Origin of the sequence: Microbispora sp. NPDC049125 (assembly GCF_040802045.1) — a bacterium.
GTDB lineage: Bacteria > Actinomycetota > Actinomycetes > Streptosporangiales > Streptosporangiaceae > Microbispora.
On record NZ_JBEZDW010000015.1, the window covers coordinates 1 to 17,164 of the forward strand.

Sequence of the window (17,164 nt, forward strand, 5' to 3'; positions counted from 1 at the left end):
GTTCTGTTTTTTTTTTCCTTTTGGGTGGGTGTTTTTTTTTTTTTGTTTAAACTTCGCGCGGCCCCCCCCCGGGGGGGGGCCCCCCCGCTACGGTCAGGCGACGGCGGGCAGCGCGTCGCCCTCTTCGGCCTCGGCCGCGCGGGCGAGCAGCGTGTCGGCCTCCTTGTCGAGTCCGGCGCGGCGCAGCGCCTTGGCCTCGATCTTCGCCTTGCGCAGGCCTCGCCGGTAGGCGCTGTTCAGCCAGAACACCAGGGCGGGAAGCCCGCCTTCGCTCCACTCGACGTGACCGGCATGCTTGAAGCCGCGCTCCAAGGCGAGCTCGACGCGCTGGCCAGTGGTGAGGGTCATGTAGTACTCGGTGTTGTACGCGGCGAGCTCCTTGCGGACGCGCTCGAACCGCTCCGGGGGAGCGGGGTGCTCGGTGTTCTCGGCGGCCTGGGTCAGGCACTCGCGAGCGGCAGCGGTGAGGACGTCGATGCTGGCCGCGGCGCCGGTGGCGCCAGCGCAGTTCTCGACAAGGACGACAATGTGGGCGGCGTAGGACGCCGCCTGGTCGAGCGCGGCGTCGCCGGTGGTGAAGTCCGGGATCTCGATGGTGGCCATGGTTCCTCCTGTAAGGGCGGGGTCGCTCATCCCTGCACCCACAATAATACATGTACTTAGCGCGCCGGGCAATAGGACGCCGCGAACAGGAAAAGCCCCACCCGTCACGCGACGGGCAGGGCCCCAACGAACCGCTCTACGGCCGCAACACCCCGGCCTCGTCAGGCTCGAACGGCACCAACGTCAGCCGCACCCACCGGCCGTAGCCGCCGCTGCGAAGCCGCTGAACCTCCGTGACCTGGTGGATGGTGGCGATCGAGGCGAGGTTGTCCACGCCACGGTCACACTCGGGCGGATTATCGCCGACAACCAGCATTCTCAGCACGGGTAGGCCTTTCTCGCGGCCGACAGACGCCCTAACGTGACGCATGAGAACCTTGGGAAGCGCGTCAAGTTACAAATGTGTAGTTACTTGCATCGCCGTGTCAAGCATGCGGAGATGGTTCGTAGCCCTCAGGCATGGGGTCGCCGTACGCGAAGACGCCAGTCGCGCGGGCTGAAGCGGCCAATACCGACAAAAATGGGCCGCCGACCGTCCGCGGCCCATCCAGATAACCCTCGAAGAAGTGCCGTCGGAGAGCGCGCGTCCTACGCTCCAACTCCGTCATCCAGGCACGTCCATCGATGTCGGCGAACATCGCGATCCGCGTCTCTACCGCGTCCGTCCGCGCGTGGAAGGTTCGGTTCCGCCGGTCGGCATCCCACCGGCGGTGCGCCTTCGCCGGGGCGTCCCATCGCGGCTCCGGCGCCCGCCAGAACTCGGCCACAAGCAGGTAGCCGTACAGGTTCGGCTCGACGCCGTTGGCGCGCGCCCGGTTCGCTTCGATGACCGCATCCCTAGAGAACCGCGTAATGACCTTAGGGTATTGGCCGGGGTGGACATCGGTCGTAATCGAGACCCATGTGTGAACACCCAGATCTGAACCATCCCAGGTGACAGTGGCGAAAGTGTGCGGACCATTCCAGTCTGGCCCGCCGATAGCGTGCCGGTCGACGAACCCTTGAATCGCGGGGGCGGGAGCATTGCGAGGCATAGCACACGTACTTAGCACGAGGCGGCGGGGTCACGCAATGAAACCGGCCAGACGCAACGCCTCAACAATCGGACCAGCGACAACGTCGGGGTAGACCTCAACCACTGCGCCGTCCACCTCGTCCCACTTCGAGACAGCTAGACGCACTAGCACCCCTTCCACCACTTCTTCCGGCGTACCGACCGCCCGATTCACATACACACCCTTCCCCTTGACGCCGCGGACATAGCCGTTTGCCTCTAAGAAGATCGTCGCGCGCTGTACCACCGAAGTCGGGACGCCATACTTCTCCGCCAGCTCCCACCTACTCGGCAGGCGCTCACCAAGAGCAAACTCACCGGCGTCGATCCTGCGCGCGAGATCGGACGCGATCGGCTTAAAGGAGGGGTTCTCCAGAGTCACCGCTCCTCCGCCTCGCGTGTGACACCCTCTGTCACCTGATACACGGTGCTGCCCGGCCGCTCCGGCAGGTCCTCACGCACGTTGGTCCGGCGGAACCACTTCTTGACCCGCTCGAACGTCACACCCTCCACCGCGTTCGCCCCGTACACCGGGCCCACCAGCCGGTCCTGCTCGTCCCGTATGCCGATCCGAACCCGGTACTTGTAGTGGCCGCGCCGCTCCGACCGATACCTCAGCGACCGCCCGCCGCTCTCGCCCCGCGGCCGCTCCGGCGCGGGCTCCGGCGGTCGGTAGTCCAGTACCCGCACCCCATGCCAGCCGCCCGCCTGTGCCTCCGGCGTCCGCGCCGCCCGCTTTATCTGATTACTCGTCCCTTCCTTGCCGTGCGGCGAAGAAGGGACCTTCGGCGGCGCCGACCAGTTCTCCCACGACAGCAGGGCTGCGTAGTTCAGCAGTACCCGCCCGGCCGGGTGGTCGCCGTACGGCACCGGGAACGCTCGCCACCCATACTCACCACTGGAGTCCCGCCTGCCCAAGATGATGAACCCCAGGCCGTCGGCCGATATTCGGCCGTCCTCCTCGGCCGCAAGGATTCCGCCCAGCACGAGCGTCTCCCCCGACACGATGTAGTTCTCCCCGAACCGGTCCACCGTGTCGTCGTCACCCATAACCACCGGGGTCGGCACCCCGTCATGGAACACCAGTACGTACCGGGCCGGAAGGCGAAGCTCCCCCCGATACTCACGCGCCGGTGGAGTGGAAGTGACCACGTCGAGAGCCAGGTCGGCGGGGATGAAATGCGGAACCGCCATGTAGGCCGCCGCCCCGCCGATCGCCTTCATGATGCGATCGTTGGCGTCCTCCGGAGAAGCGTAGGACCACCAGAATGGTCGAAACAGCTCCCGATACAGCAGCGACCACCGAAATGAACCGGCGTCGCCAGGCACATACCCCTGCACCCGGCCAGGCGTCTTCCGCCACCGGTCGGTGGCCTTCTCGAACCGCTCGTCGGCGGCCTTCGCCTCCCGAAACTGCTCCGCCAGCAACACCGTCAGGTCAATATCCACGTCCCGCCCGTCAGGGCGGAACGCCGCCGCCGTCGTGTCTTCCGGGAAGCTGGCCAGGTCGACGCCCATCCGCGCAAGAACCTCACCCATGCCAGCGTCGGCCAACACCCTGTTCCACAACACCGCGTACGCACGGTTCTGCCCGGCGCCATCTCCGGCGTCGAGCTCAGCCTTGGTGCCGCCGAACAGGAAAGCCGTGTCCTCATCCGACGCCTCACGGGGAGGCTCCGGAGCCCGCCTGCCGCTCATCTCGTCCTCGATAGCGTCCAGCATGCCGCGCAGCGTCTCCGGCGAAAGCCGGTTGGGCTCATCAGACATTGAGGCCTCCTTTTCCGCCGGAGCGCTCATCCCGGCCATCCGACACTACATGTACTTAGTGGGGGGTGGCAATACTACCGCGGGGTTGGGTGTTCGAACGCGCGATGCGCCTGCGACCCCAGCGCCCGATGGCAGCCCCAACACAAGTCCGCGTCGTCGAACTCCTCGACACCCTCCGCGTTGCCGCCCACCGCCGCCACACGCAGCTTCACCCCGCACGCCATGCGTGCCTGGCCCAGCAGCCACTGGATCGTCGCGCCCGGCTCCTCCACCTCCGGCTCGGCCGGATGGACGACGTGCACCTTGCCGGAGGCGGACCGCACCAACTCCAACTCAACGCCACATCCCTTCTCCCGAAGGAACGCCTCAATGGCCCGCCCGGTCACCGGCATGCTCCAGTCGGTAGGCAGTCACCTCAATGTCGCCGCCGGGCAGGAACGAAACCTCCCCGACGAACCCGCCCGCGTCGATCACCGACCCGGCCCGCTCTATCAGAGCCTTCGCCGCCTCCTCCGCTTGCTCGCGAGACAACGCGGGGTGACACTCTCGGAGTGCCTTCACCAGCTCATCGCTCATCGCGTACCCTCCAGGTAGATCATCTCCCCCTGCTCGCGCCGGGCGATCGAAAGGTAGTAGCCGGAGCCCACCCTCACGCGAGTCGCCTCACGGTACGCCGTCGCAGCCAGCGCCACACCGGCGTCCCCGTCTTCGAGCTGCCCCTGCCCGACGCTGGTTCCGGAGAAGAACTCGTCGAACTTCCCGGGCATGCGCAGTGTCACCTCAGCCGCACCCATACCTACACCTCCTCATCGCGAACCTCGACGGCGATCGGATCGCACGGCGGTGTCTTTCCGCCGTTGTAGTTGTGGGCGTAGAAGCCGTCCGCCTCGCGGGTCCACTCCGTGAACCACCGGCGGCTGTACGGGTCCGGCCGCCGGTACGCCTTCAGCTCGCACCGCTCGCAGACCGAGGTGTACTCATCGCGCTTGTCCCACCTGCGCCGAGGCGTCTTCTCGATTATCAACACCACCCCGCGCGACTTCCCCGTCACGACCTCACCCCCGTCGCCGTCCAGGTCGGCTTGCCGTAGTAGTCCTGAAGCTCGTACCGCACGTAGACAACGCCGCCGCCCCGCAGCACTTTCGCCGCAGCGTGCCACGCTTCCCTGTTGCGCGGGATGTGCCCGTTGCGGACCCCCCGAAGGGAGCCGAATTCGGACAGGTAGCAGCCCCAGCCGATCGCCTCCCGGTCGCCCGGCACGACCGGGATGAATGGCAGGTCGGGGAACTCGTCCCACACATTGTGCGTGTAGTCCCGCGGCCCGGAAGGGTGGTGGACTCGCAGTGTGCTCCCGCCGGGAAGGTTGGCAACGACGACCTCCGTCGCCTCCGGGTGCGCCTCAAAAACGCTCACCGACCTCACCTCTCTTCCTCGTAGTACGGCGAGACGCCCGCATTGCGGAGGACCTCGCCGATCGCGTTGATCACGTCTTGCCCGCCGATGTTCACCGTCAGAATGACCTTGGAGTTCTTGTCACTGAGGTACGCCGAAGCGAAAGATGGATCATGCCCGGCCATGTGCAGCAGGCCGCGGATTCGCGCCAAGGCCTCCCCACACAGCAGGTCGATATGGGCATCCTCGACAACGTGGTCAGCGGCTTTCGCCGCCCTGGCCGCGGCGTTTGCGGCGTTCGTCGCCGTCACATACGCCGCGAACCGCTCAGCGGTAGTGACCCAGACGGAGCCCCCCGGGGCCGCCTCGGGGGCGCCTGGCCGGGACCTCTCATCGGCATCGAGCATGTGAACCTTGCCATCGGCGCCCAAAAGTCCGCTCCCGACCGGGCCGACGTCCAGACCGTCAATCAGAGTAGTCATGAAGGTTTCGTCGTCGCCCGTCGTGTCCGGTTTGAACTGTAAAATCGTGAACCAGCCGCCCCGTCCTTCAACCACCTCGACCATGTGGACCGCCCCGGCGAGCACCGCGCCTTGCAGCCACTCATTGGCCCTGACTTGAGTGACACCGAAGTCCTCCTCCATGAAGTCCAAGGCGAAGTCGAGCCGCACGAATTCGCGGTCACCGACCACCCCGCTCATCCACCGACCCAGGGCGGCTCCGATGACCTCCGGCGACGGCGGAACCCAGTGCGCCATCACTCCAACCCCTCGGCAATGGCCGCTAGGGCGGCGTTGACGCGCCCCTCCCGCTCGGCCTCCTGCGGCGACAGGTGCACACGAAAGCAGCCGACCCGGACCCGACCGGGCTGCCTGGGTTCGGCCAGCAGCCGCCAGTTGGCCACCAGCGGGTGGTCCAGTGTGACCTCCAGGGTGGGGTCAGGCCTCCTCGCGTGCTCCATGATCCGGCACGAGACGTAGCCGTGCTGGTCGAGGATGAAGCCGTTCCCGACCAGCAGGTCAGGGAACTCGGCGTGCAGAAGGTTCATCACAGCGATGGCGTACGCCGTCGCACGCTTGCTGGCCTGGATGTCGGCGCAGCCGTGCGGCGGCAACGACTCCAGCGTCCGCGGCTTCACCCGGGTGCCGCAGTCCCCGCACACAACAGTCCCCGAGGTGGCGAAGTCGCGTTCGGCGTCGTAGTCCGCCGGGATGCCCATGACGTTCACGCTCACTGCGCGGCCGCCTTCCGGGACTGATTCCACTCGTCGAGTCCGCGGGGGGAGCTGTACATGCCGCACCGGCCGTAGATGTAGCCGAGGACCGCAATGTTGGCTTCCTCCAAGGGGCAGCCGAGTTCGGCTGCGACCTGCCGCGTCACAACCTCGACGGCGGCGTGGAATCCGTGTGCGCTGGGCCGGGTGTCCGTGCTTGCCCGGTAGCCCCACTGGAACTCGCGGTAGCTGTCCTCGACGGCGGCCAGGCCGACGCCGATGTAGGGCTTGTCGTTCGCCAGCACGACCAAGTCGCCTGTCCGGTCAGTCGTCATTGGGGGTCCTTTCGCCGCAGGGGTTGTTCCAGGTCTGCACCCAGTACCACTCGCCGTCGTCGGACGTGTTGTGCCCCTTGGGCTCGCCACGCTTCTCGCCGCACCGGCGGCAGTTGGCGGGAATGGTGACGGTCCGCGTGCGGGGGCTGGTCAGGCCAACACCCCAGGGGGACTCGCCGCGGCGGTCCCGTACGGTGACGGTCATGGTGGGAATGATGTCCATGGATACCTCCTGAAAGGGCCGGTCGCTCATCCGGTACCGCAATACTACAGGTACTTAGCGGGTTGGGCAAGGTGCTCCGCCTGCCAAGACCCCAAGAACGCCTTCACTAGCCCCTCCGCGCGCGACTTCGCGTCCGGCGGCTTACGCATCCCGAGCTTGGCCAAAGAGTCGGCGGCCTCATTCAGTGGATGCCCCACATGCCCCTTGACGTGGTGGATCTTCAAGCCGGGCAGTTCAGCAACCGCCTCGGCTAGGCGGACCAGTGTCGGCGGCGCGCCAGAGTTCCTGACTCTCAGGCTGTAGCCGTCCGGCATTCGGCGGACATTCCCGCTCTGCCAAGCGCGCAGGTAGCTGACCGCCCCTTGGCTGTCCAGTAGGAGCGTCGAGCGGGAGGCATCCTCGCTGAGCGTGCGGATCGCCATGAACGCCGCCCGCAGCTCCAGTATCAGCACCCGCGCCGGGCCGGAGGGGTCAGCCCTTCCAAGGTCGCCCCCTCCCCATGACTGGAATCGCCAGCGGCCGTCGCTAGCGACGAACCCCAGCCCTCCATGCCCGCTCTTCCAAGCGGCGTCCGCCGCGGCGAACAATGGGCCGTCCCCGTCGAATCCGGGCACCTGGCCGCCGTTCTTCACAAGCGCTGCCGTACCAAGCCCGGGAACCCGGGTGACGGTACAGAACGGCTCGTGACCGCCGCCATTCGCGGCCGTCTCGGCGCGGGCAATCATCCGCTCCGCGGCTTCCTTGTCGCCTAGATATGCCGCGTCGAACGCCAGCCACACTGCCTCATGAGCTGGCGCGCAGCCAGCGCAACCGGATCTGGTGAGCGCGTAGTGCCGGAGCAGATCCGCCCGAGGCTTCAGCGCCCCAGGCAGGAGCGTCAGCGACGCCTCGAACTCATCATTAGATCGGTTCACGTATCACTCCGGGTCTCTAACCTCTCCTGGGAAGGTCCTGTCGAGCTGGCCAACCGCCTCGCGGACCTGGAGAAGCGCACCGCGTAGCATCGCGACCGAACCGAGCAGCGCCAGTTCGTCCATTCCCGGCTCGCTTTTGATGGTTTCCCGCAGGCCGGAGAGGTCAACGGCCGCCGCGAACCGTTCAGCCGCGCTGTGCGCCTCGTGAAGGATGCGGCTTTCCGCGGCCCCGTACATGAGGTCGCGGGCGGGCAGGTAGTCATTCGTCACGGGCAGTTTCGCCGGATCTGCCGCTCGCGCCGTCTCGGCGCAGGAGGCGACCTGGTCGACGAGCTCGTGCCAAGCTTCCGCGGCGGCCCGAATTGCGGGGTCGTTCAGCGGGTCTGTAGTCACGGTTAGTCCGGATCTTTGACCTCGTACAGGTCAAGGCGGTAGGGGAGGTGCTCCTGAATCGGGCCCCAGCGCTTCAGGTTCATGGTGAGGATGGGCCAATCCAGGTGCTGGGCAACGGCGACCGCGTGCGCGGCCGCCATGTCCGTCGAATCGTAGAGGCAGCTCAGCACGTCGGCTAGCCGTCGATGTTCCTCCTCGTCAGAGACGAATGAGATCCGAACGTTAGAAAGGATCTTCATCGTTCCGGCCAGGACGAGCCGTTGCCCCGGGGCGAGGTCGGCTTCGGCGGCAGCCAATGTCAGAGCGGGGACAGTGATTCGGATGTGCCGTTCCTCATAGGCCAGGAGAAGCGCGTGCATCTCCCTATCAAGGCGTCCCAGCTCTATGAGCACGGTGTCGTCGAGAACGAATCCGACGGCGGTCACTGGTGGGCGGCCCGCTCGGTTAGGTAAGCCAGGTGCGCGTCTGCGTGGGCGCCCGCGCGGTTCATCAGTGCCGAGTCTGCCCGCACCTCTGCGTGGAGCTGCTCGGCGGCCTGGCGGGCGCGCACCTCGTCGGTCTCGTAGCGCTTTACGAGGTCGTTGAGGACCTGGTCAAGGGTGGTTCCTCGACCAAAGGTGTCGGCGATTGCGCTGAGGCGGTCCCTGGTGGATCGGTGGACCTTGATGGTCGTAACGTCAGCAGTCATACCGCGAGGATACTCGGGATACCACGGGTATGAAAGAGCGCCTAGCTCCAGCCTTGTCGGCGTAGACGCCGAACGATCATGTCAAGCTCATGCGCCAGTTCGTCCGAGGGACGGCCCTCCGGTAGAACGCCGAGGACGCGCGCCTTTGCGAAGATCAGCTCAATCTCCGCCTGCGCCTCCGGCGGTAGCGGCTTCCCGTTCTGGAGGTCGGGCACGCCGTCCAGGATCTCCCTGACGCGATCCAGTCCGGCGCGGGCAACTTCGTACTTCTCGTCTTCGTTCATTGGGAACTCCCTTATCTATGAGGCTTCCTCGTCGGCGTAGACGCCTCCCAGGAATGAGACCAGACGCATGGCAGGGTGCCGGTCCAGGCTGAACCGTGACCGGTCGTAGCCCCTGGTGGTACGCGGGTCGATATGGCCCATGGCGTCCTGGACCTCGCGCAGGCTCACACCGGCATCGAGTGCGAGCGTCGCGAAGCTGTGCCGCAGCGAGTGTGGCGACAGCCGGGCGGCCGACGGCACCTCGGCGGCGCGCGCGATGCGCCTGATCAACTTCCTGAGCGCTGAACGGTCCGTGCGCTTGCCGCCGGGGTGCGGCCCGGACGGCTCGGTGATGAACAGCGGCCCCGTCAGGTCCTCAACCCGCACGCCGGAACGTGCAGCCCGGTCAGCAAGATAGGCGTCGATGAGGAACGCCACCGACGGCGCGAGTACGCACTCATACCGCTTACCCCCCTTGCGGGTGACCTTCAGTGTCCGGTGGCCGCGGTTGTGACCGAGGTCTTTCACCTCGGCTGTGATCACCTCCGCGGCCCGCAACCCGTCGGTCAGCAGCAGCGAAAGCGCAGCAGCCGTCCGCAACCGCACCGAACGCCTGTCCTCGCTGGCGGCCCTCAAAAAGGCGACCGCTTCGTCTTTCGAGAGCGACACAGTGGAAGAGGAGTCCCGGTCGAACGTCGGCCGGTCCACCAGTTCCACCGGGTTGCGCTCGCATGCCTCGTTGCTAAGCAGGTAGCGGTACCACGACGAGACTGACGACAACCGTCGCGCGACCGACCGTTCCTTGGACGCCTGCTTCAGGTCGGCCTGGTACAGGTCGACGTCGGCCCGGCGCACTTCGAACGGGTCCAGTCGGTGCTCGGAGCACCATGTGAGCCACATCCGCAGATCTCGGTAATATTCCGCCGCCGTCGCCGGAGACTTGCGACTCTCCAGCCAGATAGCCGTCAGTCGGTGCACGCTGTACCGGTCCTCGAAGTCCACCGGCGGCAGTGCAGGAAGGGCCGCCACGCCCTGCGCGAGCAGGGCGCGGCGCTCCTCCAGCGGCCGATGGAAGTCCCGCGGCTTCAGCGAGACCGGCTCGACCGCGATGATGCTCACTTCAGGCTGCACCCTTCCGCTCACCGATCTGGCGTTTCCACTCACGCACCGGGTTCTCCATCAGTGCGACCGGACCTCTCCAGAAGCCGTACCAGACGAGCTTCTGAGGGTCGACCGTGGCGGCGCCGAACAGCGACCTCATGAAGTCGGCGGCGATCCGCTCGCAGTCCTCTTGTGTGGCATTGGTCCCGATCGTCCGCTCGACGCGGGTAATGATGATCTCAGGGAGGATGTGAGTGCAATCGCGAATGTTGTCGAGGTTCAGGCCGAAGTGCCAGCCCGGCGTCCGCTCATCGAGCAGGGTGATGCCGTTTTTCACCCGAAGTGCGGCGGCTTGCCTGCGCATGGTGTCCTGAGACATGGTTCCTCCTTGTTTAGGGTCGCTCGTCCCGTCGTTGGTGATGCTAGCGACCGTCCCACGGCTTGGGGAGCCCGGCCTTCTCGCAGAGGTCGATGACGGCCGCCCGGACTGCGTCCTTCGTCCAGGTGAAGTTGCCGTAGCGAACTTCGCCGGGCGGTGCCTGGATGATGGTTGGCTGCGAAGAGCGGGAGCCGATGTGCACGGTTACGCCGTTCGGCGCCCTGGTGAAGTCAATGAGCCAGGTGACTTGGTTTGTCCACATTGACATGTTTCCTCCGTGTTTTGGGTCGCTCGTCCCGTGTGTGTGGTTTCGCCCTACCGGAACTTTGTTCCGTTGGGCGGTCCCGTTGACGCCTCGTATCGTACCCCATAATTACCGTTATGGGGTACGATCCTTGCGACGGGAAGAGCGGCCCCTGAAACCAGGAGGATTGACGCATGAGGGAAGAAACCGGACGCCCGCGCGCATTCGCGGTGAGGGCTGACGGATTGCCTCAAGCGCTAAGTACCTGTAGCGTATGCCGCGAGGGGATGAGCGCCCCCCGAAAGGAGAAGATCATTATGGGGAGAACGAGAGAAGCACTCAAAATCAGCGTCCGCCTGAGCGATAGCGACGGGGATCAGGAGCTCTGGGAGAAGCTCCAGCGTGAGGTCTGTGAAGTCGTCGCTAAGGAGGAGTACCGCGGAATCCTCATCCTCGGCGACCCTGTGTTGTCCGTCGAAGTAATGGACCGACCCTGATATCAGTCGACGGCGCTCAACTAGACGAAGCCGTTACCTGAAGGCAGAAAGGACCCCCAAGGCATGAAACAGACCGTGAAAGTTGGCATCTTCTACGACGGCGGCTGGTGGACAGTCTTATCGGACTACCTGGCGGAAACCCACCAGTGGCGCGCGCGCCCTACGTTCGGCGGCCTGGCCGACGTCATGGCTTGGCACCTGGAGCGCTCCGGCCTGGGCGAAGTAGAGGTCGCTGAGCAGCATTACGTCCGCGGCCGGTTCGGCTCGACCTCTTCACGGTCGTTCGACATCGTGCTCCAGGAGTCTGGGGTGCAGCGACACGACGCGCCCACCCCGGAGAACGGCGCGGAGAAGGGCGCAGATGTGCTTTTCGCTCTGAACGCGTTCGACCGCGCTACGGCGGCCCCGCTGGATGCTGTAGTCCTCCAGACCGGCGACGCCGACTTCATCCCACTGGCGCAGATACTCAGAGGCCGAGGACGATACGTGATTGTGCCGAGCGTCGCCGTCCGCGATGGCGGCGTCGACCTCAACACCGCGCCGCGACTGAAGGCCGCCGCCGACAGCGCGCCTGACTTGATCGGCCTGCTCGCCGCCGCTCTGAAGCGGGAAGCCGGGTACGCGGGGGTCTACCCGTTCGTCGAGCCCGTCGCTACCACCCCGCCGGTGCTGCCCCCGTCGGGCGACTACCTGACCGGCGCCATCACCCGCTGGCGCGAAGGCGAGCCCTACGGGTTCATCACCAGCTCCACTGGCGGGTCCTTCTTTGTGTCCCGTGACGTCCTGCCGCCCGGGAAGACCCGGCTTCCGGAGGGCACCCGGGTCCAGTTCAAGGGCAGGCCCAAACCGATGCCTGGAAAGAAGTATCCGGAAGCCTTCAGCGTCCGCCCCGTCGAGTAGCGCCCTGGGCGGGGCGCAGGTTGTTCACGGCTACCACCCCGCGCCTGCGCCCCGCCTCCTTCGGCTCGACCACATGAACCAAGACCATTGAATGCCCGCCCCGCGGCGGCCGGGTCCGGCATTTGACGGATTGCCCTAGGTGCTAAGTACCTGTAGCGGCGGAAGGCTAGGTGAGGTTCAGATGAGCAGCGATTCGAACGTAGAGGCAGCCCCGGGGGCGGTTGCCTTCTACCTGGGAAGAGACTTCGGCGCCGGACAGAAGGATCATGCCATCCGGTCAGGTGCTAAGGCTGGTCCTTTTCCGCGGACCACCCGCTACGAGGGTTACAAGGTGCCGTACACGGCGCTGTGCGGGCGGGAGGTGTGGCGTCCGACCGACACCACTACCTACAAACCCCTGCCGTGGGAAGAGAGTTATCGCTCCTGCAAGAACTGCGCTAAGCGGGTCGCGGCAAGAGCAGTAGAAGGCGGCGCGCGATGAGCGAAGGGAGCGGCGGCCGATTGCGCATGACGAAGCAGATGCAGAGCGCCTTGGTGGTTTTACTCGGCGGTTCCGACGCGCAGATGTCCGCGCTGGACATATGCGCCGCCTCGGGCATCCCGCACAGCTCTGTGCACGGGATACTTGTCCGGCTCCGAGAAGCCGGATGGGTCGAGCTACGCGAAACCGGAGGCCGCTCGCGACAGGATGGCGGCTCGCGAAGCCACTTCTACCGGCTCACCGAACGCGGGGCGCTGGGGGCCAGGGTCGCGCTATCTCGCGTGGTCGGCAAGCCATGGGAGGCGGCCCAGGCGCGGGCGAATGCCGCCTCCCTTCTGGACCAGTTGATCTGGCGGGCGGCCGCCCGCCTTGGTGGGACGACTGCACTGGCCGACCTTCCGTTCTCTACGCGGGTCCGGAACGCCCTGAACCGCTGCCTGTACAGGAACATGGACGACCTTGTTGCGTGCGGAGAAGCAGGCCTTCGGGACATCCTCCACTTCGGCCAGTCGGGAGTCGACGAGGTCCAGCACGTGCTGGAGCGCGCTATAGCCGAATACGAGGAACTTCCCTGCTCGTGCCGTGACACCCACCGCGATCACTCCGGAGCGCAAGGGTTCGGCGCTTGTTCGCGCTGCACATGCCGAAGTTTCCGACCTGCCGTAGCAATGGAGGGGGGGCGCCCCGTGACGAATCGAGGCCGGTTTGCGGATGCAGTCGCCGGAGCGGTCGAAACACTCGGGCGCGAGCACCCCATCGAAGAGACCGCCATCAAGCCGAAGATCCAGGGTTACCTCATCCGAGACGGCATACGGACCCTTGGCGACCTGGCTCGACGTGACGAGATCGACCTGCTGAATATCCGCGGCTTAGGCGACCAGTCGTTGGTCGACCTATGCGAGGCGCTAGAGGGGGTAGCCGCGCCCCATGACTGACGGCCCGTTCTGGTCGCCGGAGCCGGGGAAGTGGGCGGCGCCGCGGGATGCCTCGTGGTACGACCGGCCCAACGTGTGGAGTCCGAAGAAGGTGCACGTCTGGGGTGAGGACATGATGAGCGCCTGCGGCCGCAGCATCTTGACGGACACGCTGCTGATGAGGCTGGAGGAGGTTCCCGAGCATCGGCGGTGCCGGGCTTCAGGTTGTCGCGAGAAGTGGCCAGCCCTGGTCGCGTAGTGGGCCCCTATATATAAGGTGTAGCGCTCACCCCCGGGGCTTCGGCGTGCCGCTCTGGCCGACCTGAGCGCCTGGCCTGTATATGGGGTGTATGTACGCTGATCGTTTCGTCGTTCTGACCGCCACGCTGATTGCGGTCGCCGCAGTGGGGGCGGGGGTGTGCCTGGCCGCGAACCAGAGCCTGTCGGCGTCCTTCCTTGGCTCGGTAGCGGTCATGCAGGGTGCGGTCCTCGCGCGGGATGCGCGGTGGCCCCGGGGGGGCGGTACCCCGCCTCGACAGCTTGCCGGGCGAGCTCTTCCAGGGTCAGCTTTCCGTTGCTCTGGGTCCGCTTGTCGGCGCCGAGCAGAATGTCGGCGATGCTGTCGAAGCGGGCATAAACCCGCTCTGTCCCTTCATTAATGGCCCTGGTGAGAGCCGCTTTGTAGTCTTCGAGGCCGCGCTGCACCGCCTGGTTGATGTGGGGGAAGACCTCGGTGTCAATGAACTCCCGCACGGCCTTTCGCTCCCGTTCGAGGTCTTTCAGGACGCCGTTGGCTTCTTGGATCACTTCTCGAAGCGCCAAGGTGCGGCGGTGGGCGAGCTCGGCCGCGGCGGTAGCTTCTCGCTTCGCGGCTTCGAGCTGCGCGAGAAGCGCAGCGTCAGGCTGTGGCGCTGGCGCCGCGTCCTGGGCTCGCTTGCGGGCTTTACTCACCGGGGCTCCTTACGGGGGGTTGCTAAGTACTCGTGCATTTTAGTGTCCCGAGGGGACGCTAGCGGAGTGGCTCGCCAGACTTGGCGTTATGCCAGTTCGTGAGCCGGAGCGCGAAGTGCGCGACCTGATCGAGCGAGTGTTTCGGGTTTCTGCGGCCTTGCGGTCGTGCGGCGTTGACCCAGGGACGGTTCGCGCGGCCGTGACCGTCACGGCGCGGGAGGCGTTCCTCCTGCTTGATCACGATATTGATTCTTCGTGGTCATTTACGGTTGAAGGGCCGCTTCCGGAACTTCCGCCAGAAGAGCGCTTTTGGGCGCGGTATGACCTGAAGGTGCTTCCGCACGGGGAACGAGGGCCGTGGGCTGTGCTGTTCGGCATGGAGTTGTACATCGACGAGCCTCACGCCATCGACACCCGCATGTGATCGGCGTGATGGGTGTTGCTTCGGTCCGCGTGGGGTAGCGGCAGTGGCATAATGGATAAGCAAGTTAAGTACATGAACGTTAGCCTCGACGAGTCACCTCCCGTGGCGACGAGGGGCTGTTGCGCCGCCCCTCCTGACGGGGAGGGCGAAGGTCAGTCGGCTTCTGACGTCAAAGTTGAATCTTCAGTGAAACGCTCTAAAGGCCTTGCCGGAGGGCGCTAAGTACCCGTAGTTTGGATCGGGAAAGAGGACCGCGCGGATGAAGGAGGGGCGCCGGTGACGATCGACGAGGCAAGGGACGCCGTCGTCGCGGCAGAGCTCTTCTGGCGCGAACACGAAAATGTCCTCAAACAGTTCTTCGCCGACGGATTCTGGGACAACAACACCATCGACGAACGCGGCGCCTGGTACGCCAGGCATCGCGACGTATGGGGCCCTTACATGGATCTCATTGCCCGCCGCACCGAAGCATCGCAAGTGCTCATGGAACACGGCATACACCCGCAGGAAGTAGCAACTGGGTAGGTCTGTGCTACTAGGCGTCGCGGACCGCTCCTCTGTAGCCGGGGCGGTTTTCCATTGGGACATAGATTCAACGGGATCGTCGATCCATAGCCCCCGCTAAGCCCCTATACGGGCGAGTCACCTGACAAGTCAACAGAGGCAACACCCAAGAGCGGGTGGGCGCGGTCTCCGGTCTTCTTGGCACACCGGGGACGATATCGGTCGCAATCACGCGGCCGAGTCGTCTCCGTAAGAACCCCAGGAGACCGCGCTCACCTTTAATCACCCGGCGACGAACCGCGCCGCCGGAACACAGAATCCCACGCCGCGCCAGCGATGGAGTAGATTAGGCAATCCTAATGTTGAGACTCCAATTACCGGCGGTAACGGGATGGCGGAGTAGCTCAGGGGAGATCGCCGGTTCGCCCCGGCCTTCGCCACGCTCGCGTAGCTCAGTGGACAAGAGCACCTGCCTACGGAGCAGGTTGTCGCAGGTTCGAGCCCTGCCGCGAGTACAAGACGGCGAGACGTAGTGCGGATGTCTCGCTGCCTGACCAGCCCCTTTAGCTCAACAGGCAGAGCAGCCCCCTGAAAAGGGGCGGGTTGGGGGTTCGATTCCCTCGGGGGGCACTCATGCGCCGCTAGCTCAATCGGCAGAGCGTCTGACTTTTAATCAGGGGGTTCCGGGTTCGAGTCCCGGGTGGCGCACCTCCGCATCGTCCGCGGCCCGCGACGGTCGCGCTTCAAGGCCTAGAAACAGCCGTGCCCCCGGCGGCTTGCCGAAGCAGAGGCGGACCGGGGGCGTACATGGGTAAGCGTAACGCAAACACTCGGCGGGGGGAAGGTTGACCCGCCGTTCCGTCCCCGATGGCCAAGCCCGGTTAAGGCGCCGCTCTGATAAGGCGGTATCGCTGGTTCGAATCCAGCTCGGGGAACTTCGGAGAGGCTAGGCGATGTCGCCGGAGTCTCCCGCGGCGCCGTTGACCAAGTTGGCAGGTCACCTGGCTTTCACCCAGGATTGTGCGGGTTCGAACCCCGTCGGCGCTACGCAATCGACACGGGGGTGCGCATGGCAAGAGCTGTCATCTTGATTATTTTCGTCCTGATTCTAGTCATTGCGGCGTTCTCCCTCATCCGGTGGGCGCGAGCGGCGCGGGTGGACTCCGAGCGCAAGCGGTGGCTTGGAATGCTGGCCGACGATCAAGTGCGCGGTAAGGCGCTGGAGGTATTGGCGGAAGCCTACGCCGACGGTCGCTTGAGCCTGGAGGAGTACAGTCGCCGCCGAGACGACCTGATGTCAGGGCGCATGATGCCGAATCGCCAAGTCTTGGCGCTCGTCAAGGACCTCGGCGTCTCCGAGCTGTCATAATGAATGTTGCGGCGTGGAGCAGTTCGGTAGCTCGTTGGGCTCATAACCCAGAGGTCGCAGGTTCAAATCCTGTCGCCGCCACTCTGAACACCGGGTGAACCCTATTCCGGGGGGTTCACCCGGTTTGCGTTTCACCCGATGAGCAGCTCGTCGGCGTGCCCGATCCGGACACGCCGGGCGAAGAACGTGATGGTCACGGCGGTGGCCTCGCTACCTGAGGTTTCGACCCTTATCTTGGCGCCGCGGGGCATGTAGATGGGCTGGCCGTTGATGAGGACGTGCGTGGGGATATGGAGCCCTTCGGGGCCGCATCGTTCGCCTGGGTCGCGCTCGCCGTCTCGAAGCGGGGAGCGTTCCTCGATGATGTCGACCATGACCGCCTCGGGCTGGGACGCCAACGCAAGGCGAACCGGGTAGTGCTGACCCAAGGCGTACGCGGCGCCGGGCGTCGGGTCTTCGCCGACGGCGTGCGCGTCGTGCAGCTCGGGGCGTTCAGGCTGCTCATTCATAGGTAGCAGCGTGGCCTCGTTCGACACCTAGCGTCGCGCCTTACCC

The 17,164-nt window shown here is 65.5% G+C and carries 31 protein-coding genes and 6 tRNA genes; 13 read left to right on the forward strand and 24 right to left on the reverse strand.

Features of this window, described 5'->3' with window-relative positions; genetic code table 11:
- Positions 1-93 precede the first annotated feature (93 nt).
- The 22 genes from AB0B72_RS18610 to AB0B72_RS18715 form a co-directional block, all read right to left on the reverse strand.
- A complete protein-coding gene (locus AB0B72_RS18610) occupies positions 94-603 on the reverse strand; it encodes a hypothetical protein (protein WP_367740044.1) in 510 nt (169 codons plus the stop codon).
- A 136-nt stretch (positions 604-739) separates the two neighbouring features.
- On the reverse strand, positions 740-877 hold the full coding sequence (locus tag AB0B72_RS18615; protein ID WP_367740045.1) for a hypothetical protein: 138 nt from the start codon (positions 875-877) through the stop codon (positions 740-742).
- A gap of 151 nt (positions 878-1,028) precedes the next feature.
- Complete coding sequence (locus AB0B72_RS18620) at positions 1,029-1,637, reverse strand: hypothetical protein (RefSeq protein ID WP_367740046.1); 609 nt, start codon at positions 1,635-1,637, stop codon at positions 1,029-1,031.
- Positions 1,638-1,667: 30 nt separating this feature from the next.
- Positions 1,668-2,039 carry a winged helix-turn-helix domain-containing protein gene (locus AB0B72_RS18625; RefSeq protein WP_367740047.1) on the reverse strand — a complete coding sequence of 124 codons (372 nt, stop codon included), beginning with the start codon at positions 2,037-2,039 and terminating at the stop codon, positions 1,668-1,670.
- The gene (locus AB0B72_RS18630) at positions 2,036-3,454 is read right to left on the reverse strand and encodes a hypothetical protein (protein ID WP_367740048.1); all 1,419 of its coding nucleotides are present in this window, start codon (positions 3,452-3,454) and stop codon (positions 2,036-2,038) included. The genes AB0B72_RS18625 and AB0B72_RS18630 overlap by 4 nt, the downstream gene beginning before the upstream one ends.
- Positions 3,455-3,498: 44 nt before the next feature.
- Positions 3,499-3,756: a hypothetical protein gene (locus tag AB0B72_RS18635; protein ID WP_367740049.1), complete on the reverse strand. Its 258-nt coding sequence runs from the start codon at positions 3,754-3,756 to the stop codon at positions 3,499-3,501.
- A gap of 34 nt (positions 3,757-3,790) precedes the next feature.
- Complete coding sequence (locus AB0B72_RS18640; RefSeq protein ID WP_367740050.1) at positions 3,791-4,000, reverse strand: hypothetical protein; 210 nt, start codon at positions 3,998-4,000, stop codon at positions 3,791-3,793.
- Entirely contained in the window at positions 3,997-4,218 is a 222-nt protein-coding gene (locus tag AB0B72_RS18645; protein ID WP_367740051.1) for a hypothetical protein, read from the reverse strand. Before AB0B72_RS18645 ends, AB0B72_RS18640 begins: the two co-directional genes overlap by 4 nt.
- A gap of 2 nt (positions 4,219-4,220) precedes the next feature.
- A complete protein-coding gene (locus AB0B72_RS18650) occupies positions 4,221-4,475 on the reverse strand; it encodes a hypothetical protein (protein WP_367740052.1) in 255 nt (84 codons plus the stop codon).
- Positions 4,472-4,837: a hypothetical protein gene (locus AB0B72_RS18655; RefSeq protein WP_367740053.1), complete on the reverse strand. Its 366-nt coding sequence runs from the start codon at positions 4,835-4,837 to the stop codon at positions 4,472-4,474. The genes AB0B72_RS18650 and AB0B72_RS18655 overlap by 4 nt, the downstream gene beginning before the upstream one ends.
- A gap of 5 nt (positions 4,838-4,842) precedes the next feature.
- Entirely contained in the window at positions 4,843-5,517 is a 675-nt protein-coding gene (locus tag AB0B72_RS18660) for a hypothetical protein (RefSeq protein WP_367740054.1), read from the reverse strand.
- Between the two features lie 56 nt (positions 5,518-5,573).
- The gene (locus AB0B72_RS18665; protein ID WP_367740055.1) at positions 5,574-6,050 is read right to left on the reverse strand and encodes a hypothetical protein; all 477 of its coding nucleotides are present in this window, start codon (positions 6,048-6,050) and stop codon (positions 5,574-5,576) included.
- Positions 6,047-6,364: a hypothetical protein gene (locus tag AB0B72_RS18670; RefSeq protein ID WP_367740057.1), complete on the reverse strand. Its 318-nt coding sequence runs from the start codon at positions 6,362-6,364 to the stop codon at positions 6,047-6,049. Before AB0B72_RS18670 ends, AB0B72_RS18665 begins: the two co-directional genes overlap by 4 nt.
- Positions 6,354-6,587: a hypothetical protein gene (locus AB0B72_RS18675; RefSeq protein WP_367740058.1), complete on the reverse strand. Its 234-nt coding sequence runs from the start codon at positions 6,585-6,587 to the stop codon at positions 6,354-6,356. The genes AB0B72_RS18670 and AB0B72_RS18675 overlap by 11 nt, the downstream gene beginning before the upstream one ends.
- 44 nt (positions 6,588-6,631) lie before the next feature.
- Complete coding sequence (locus AB0B72_RS18680) at positions 6,632-7,366, reverse strand: ribonuclease HI (protein WP_367740059.1); 735 nt, start codon at positions 7,364-7,366, stop codon at positions 6,632-6,634.
- 138 nt (positions 7,367-7,504) lie between these two features.
- Positions 7,505-7,894 (reverse strand): hypothetical protein, encoded by a 390-nt coding sequence (locus AB0B72_RS18685; protein ID WP_367740061.1) that lies wholly within the window; start codon positions 7,892-7,894, stop codon positions 7,505-7,507.
- 2 nt (positions 7,895-7,896) lie between these two features.
- Positions 7,897-8,319 (reverse strand): hypothetical protein, encoded by a 423-nt coding sequence (locus tag AB0B72_RS18690; RefSeq protein ID WP_367740062.1) that lies wholly within the window; start codon positions 8,317-8,319, stop codon positions 7,897-7,899.
- Entirely contained in the window at positions 8,316-8,582 is a 267-nt protein-coding gene (locus AB0B72_RS18695; RefSeq protein WP_367740063.1) for a hypothetical protein, read from the reverse strand. Before AB0B72_RS18695 ends, AB0B72_RS18690 begins: the two co-directional genes overlap by 4 nt.
- 41 nt (positions 8,583-8,623) lie before the next feature.
- Entirely contained in the window at positions 8,624-8,866 is a 243-nt protein-coding gene (locus AB0B72_RS18700; protein ID WP_367740064.1) for a hypothetical protein, read from the reverse strand.
- A 15-nt stretch (positions 8,867-8,881) separates the two neighbouring features.
- Complete coding sequence (locus AB0B72_RS18705; RefSeq protein ID WP_367740065.1) at positions 8,882-9,964, reverse strand: tyrosine-type recombinase/integrase; 1,083 nt, start codon at positions 9,962-9,964, stop codon at positions 8,882-8,884.
- A gap of 1 nt (position 9,965) precedes the next feature.
- Positions 9,966-10,325 (reverse strand): hypothetical protein, encoded by a 360-nt coding sequence (locus AB0B72_RS18710; RefSeq protein ID WP_367740066.1) that lies wholly within the window; start codon positions 10,323-10,325, stop codon positions 9,966-9,968.
- A 43-nt stretch (positions 10,326-10,368) separates the two neighbouring features.
- Positions 10,369-10,593 carry a hypothetical protein gene (locus AB0B72_RS18715; RefSeq protein ID WP_367740067.1) on the reverse strand — a complete coding sequence of 75 codons (225 nt, stop codon included), beginning with the start codon at positions 10,591-10,593 and terminating at the stop codon, positions 10,369-10,371.
- 170 nt (positions 10,594-10,763) lie between these two features.
- Between AB0B72_RS18715 and AB0B72_RS18720 the strand changes: the two genes are divergently transcribed.
- The 4 genes from AB0B72_RS18720 to AB0B72_RS18735 all read left to right on the forward strand — a co-directional run bounded on the left by AB0B72_RS18720 (position 10,764) and on the right by AB0B72_RS18735 (position 13,620).
- On the forward strand, positions 10,764-11,066 hold the full coding sequence (locus AB0B72_RS18720) for a hypothetical protein (RefSeq protein ID WP_367740068.1): 303 nt from the start codon (positions 10,764-10,766) through the stop codon (positions 11,064-11,066).
- Between the two features lie 63 nt (positions 11,067-11,129).
- Positions 11,130-11,966: an NYN domain-containing protein gene (locus AB0B72_RS18725; protein ID WP_367740069.1), complete on the forward strand. Its 837-nt coding sequence runs from the start codon at positions 11,130-11,132 to the stop codon at positions 11,964-11,966.
- Between the two features lie 477 nt (positions 11,967-12,443).
- Positions 12,444-13,382 (forward strand): DNA-directed RNA polymerase subunit alpha C-terminal domain-containing protein, encoded by a 939-nt coding sequence (locus AB0B72_RS18730; RefSeq protein ID WP_367740071.1) that lies wholly within the window; start codon positions 12,444-12,446, stop codon positions 13,380-13,382.
- Complete coding sequence (locus AB0B72_RS18735; RefSeq protein ID WP_367740072.1) at positions 13,375-13,620, forward strand: hypothetical protein; 246 nt, start codon at positions 13,375-13,377, stop codon at positions 13,618-13,620. Before AB0B72_RS18730 ends, AB0B72_RS18735 begins: the two co-directional genes overlap by 8 nt.
- A 212-nt stretch (positions 13,621-13,832) precedes the next feature.
- On the opposite strand, the gene AB0B72_RS18740 is transcribed toward AB0B72_RS18735, so the two are convergent.
- Positions 13,833-14,312, reverse strand: coding sequence for a hypothetical protein (locus AB0B72_RS18740; RefSeq protein WP_367740073.1), 480 nt, complete (start codon positions 14,310-14,312; stop codon positions 13,833-13,835).
- A gap of 88 nt (positions 14,313-14,400) precedes the next feature.
- On the opposite strand from AB0B72_RS18740, the gene AB0B72_RS18745 reads away from it, so the two are divergent.
- The 9 genes from AB0B72_RS18745 (at position 14,401) to AB0B72_RS18785 (ending at position 16,690) form a co-directional block, all read left to right on the forward strand.
- Positions 14,401-14,736, forward strand: a complete 336-nt coding sequence (locus AB0B72_RS18745) for a hypothetical protein (RefSeq protein ID WP_367740074.1) — start codon at positions 14,401-14,403, stop codon at positions 14,734-14,736.
- Between the two features lie 276 nt (positions 14,737-15,012).
- The gene (locus tag AB0B72_RS18750) at positions 15,013-15,261 is read left to right on the forward strand and encodes a hypothetical protein (RefSeq protein WP_367740075.1); all 249 of its coding nucleotides are present in this window, start codon (positions 15,013-15,015) and stop codon (positions 15,259-15,261) included.
- Between the two features lie 420 nt (positions 15,262-15,681).
- Positions 15,682-15,755: transfer RNA gene (locus tag AB0B72_RS18755), tRNA-Arg, on the forward strand.
- A 42-nt stretch (positions 15,756-15,797) separates the two neighbouring features.
- A tRNA-Phe gene (locus tag AB0B72_RS18760) sits at positions 15,798-15,870 on the forward strand.
- A 5-nt stretch (positions 15,871-15,875) separates the two neighbouring features.
- Positions 15,876-15,948: transfer RNA gene (locus tag AB0B72_RS18765), tRNA-Lys, on the forward strand.
- 153 nt (positions 15,949-16,101) lie between these two features.
- A tRNA-Ile gene (locus AB0B72_RS18770) sits at positions 16,102-16,175 on the forward strand.
- Between the two features lie 38 nt (positions 16,176-16,213).
- Positions 16,214-16,287: transfer RNA gene (locus tag AB0B72_RS18775), tRNA-Glu, on the forward strand.
- 22 nt (positions 16,288-16,309) lie between these two features.
- The gene (locus AB0B72_RS18780) at positions 16,310-16,609 is read left to right on the forward strand and encodes a DUF1707 domain-containing protein (protein WP_367740076.1); all 300 of its coding nucleotides are present in this window, start codon (positions 16,310-16,312) and stop codon (positions 16,607-16,609) included.
- Positions 16,610-16,616: 7 nt separating this feature from the next.
- Positions 16,617-16,690, forward strand: a tRNA-Met gene (locus AB0B72_RS18785).
- Between the two features lie 50 nt (positions 16,691-16,740).
- Here AB0B72_RS18785 and AB0B72_RS18790 read toward each other — a convergent pair.
- Complete coding sequence (locus tag AB0B72_RS18790; protein ID WP_367740077.1) at positions 16,741-17,118, reverse strand: hypothetical protein; 378 nt, start codon at positions 17,116-17,118, stop codon at positions 16,741-16,743.
- Positions 17,119-17,164 lie beyond the last annotated feature (46 nt).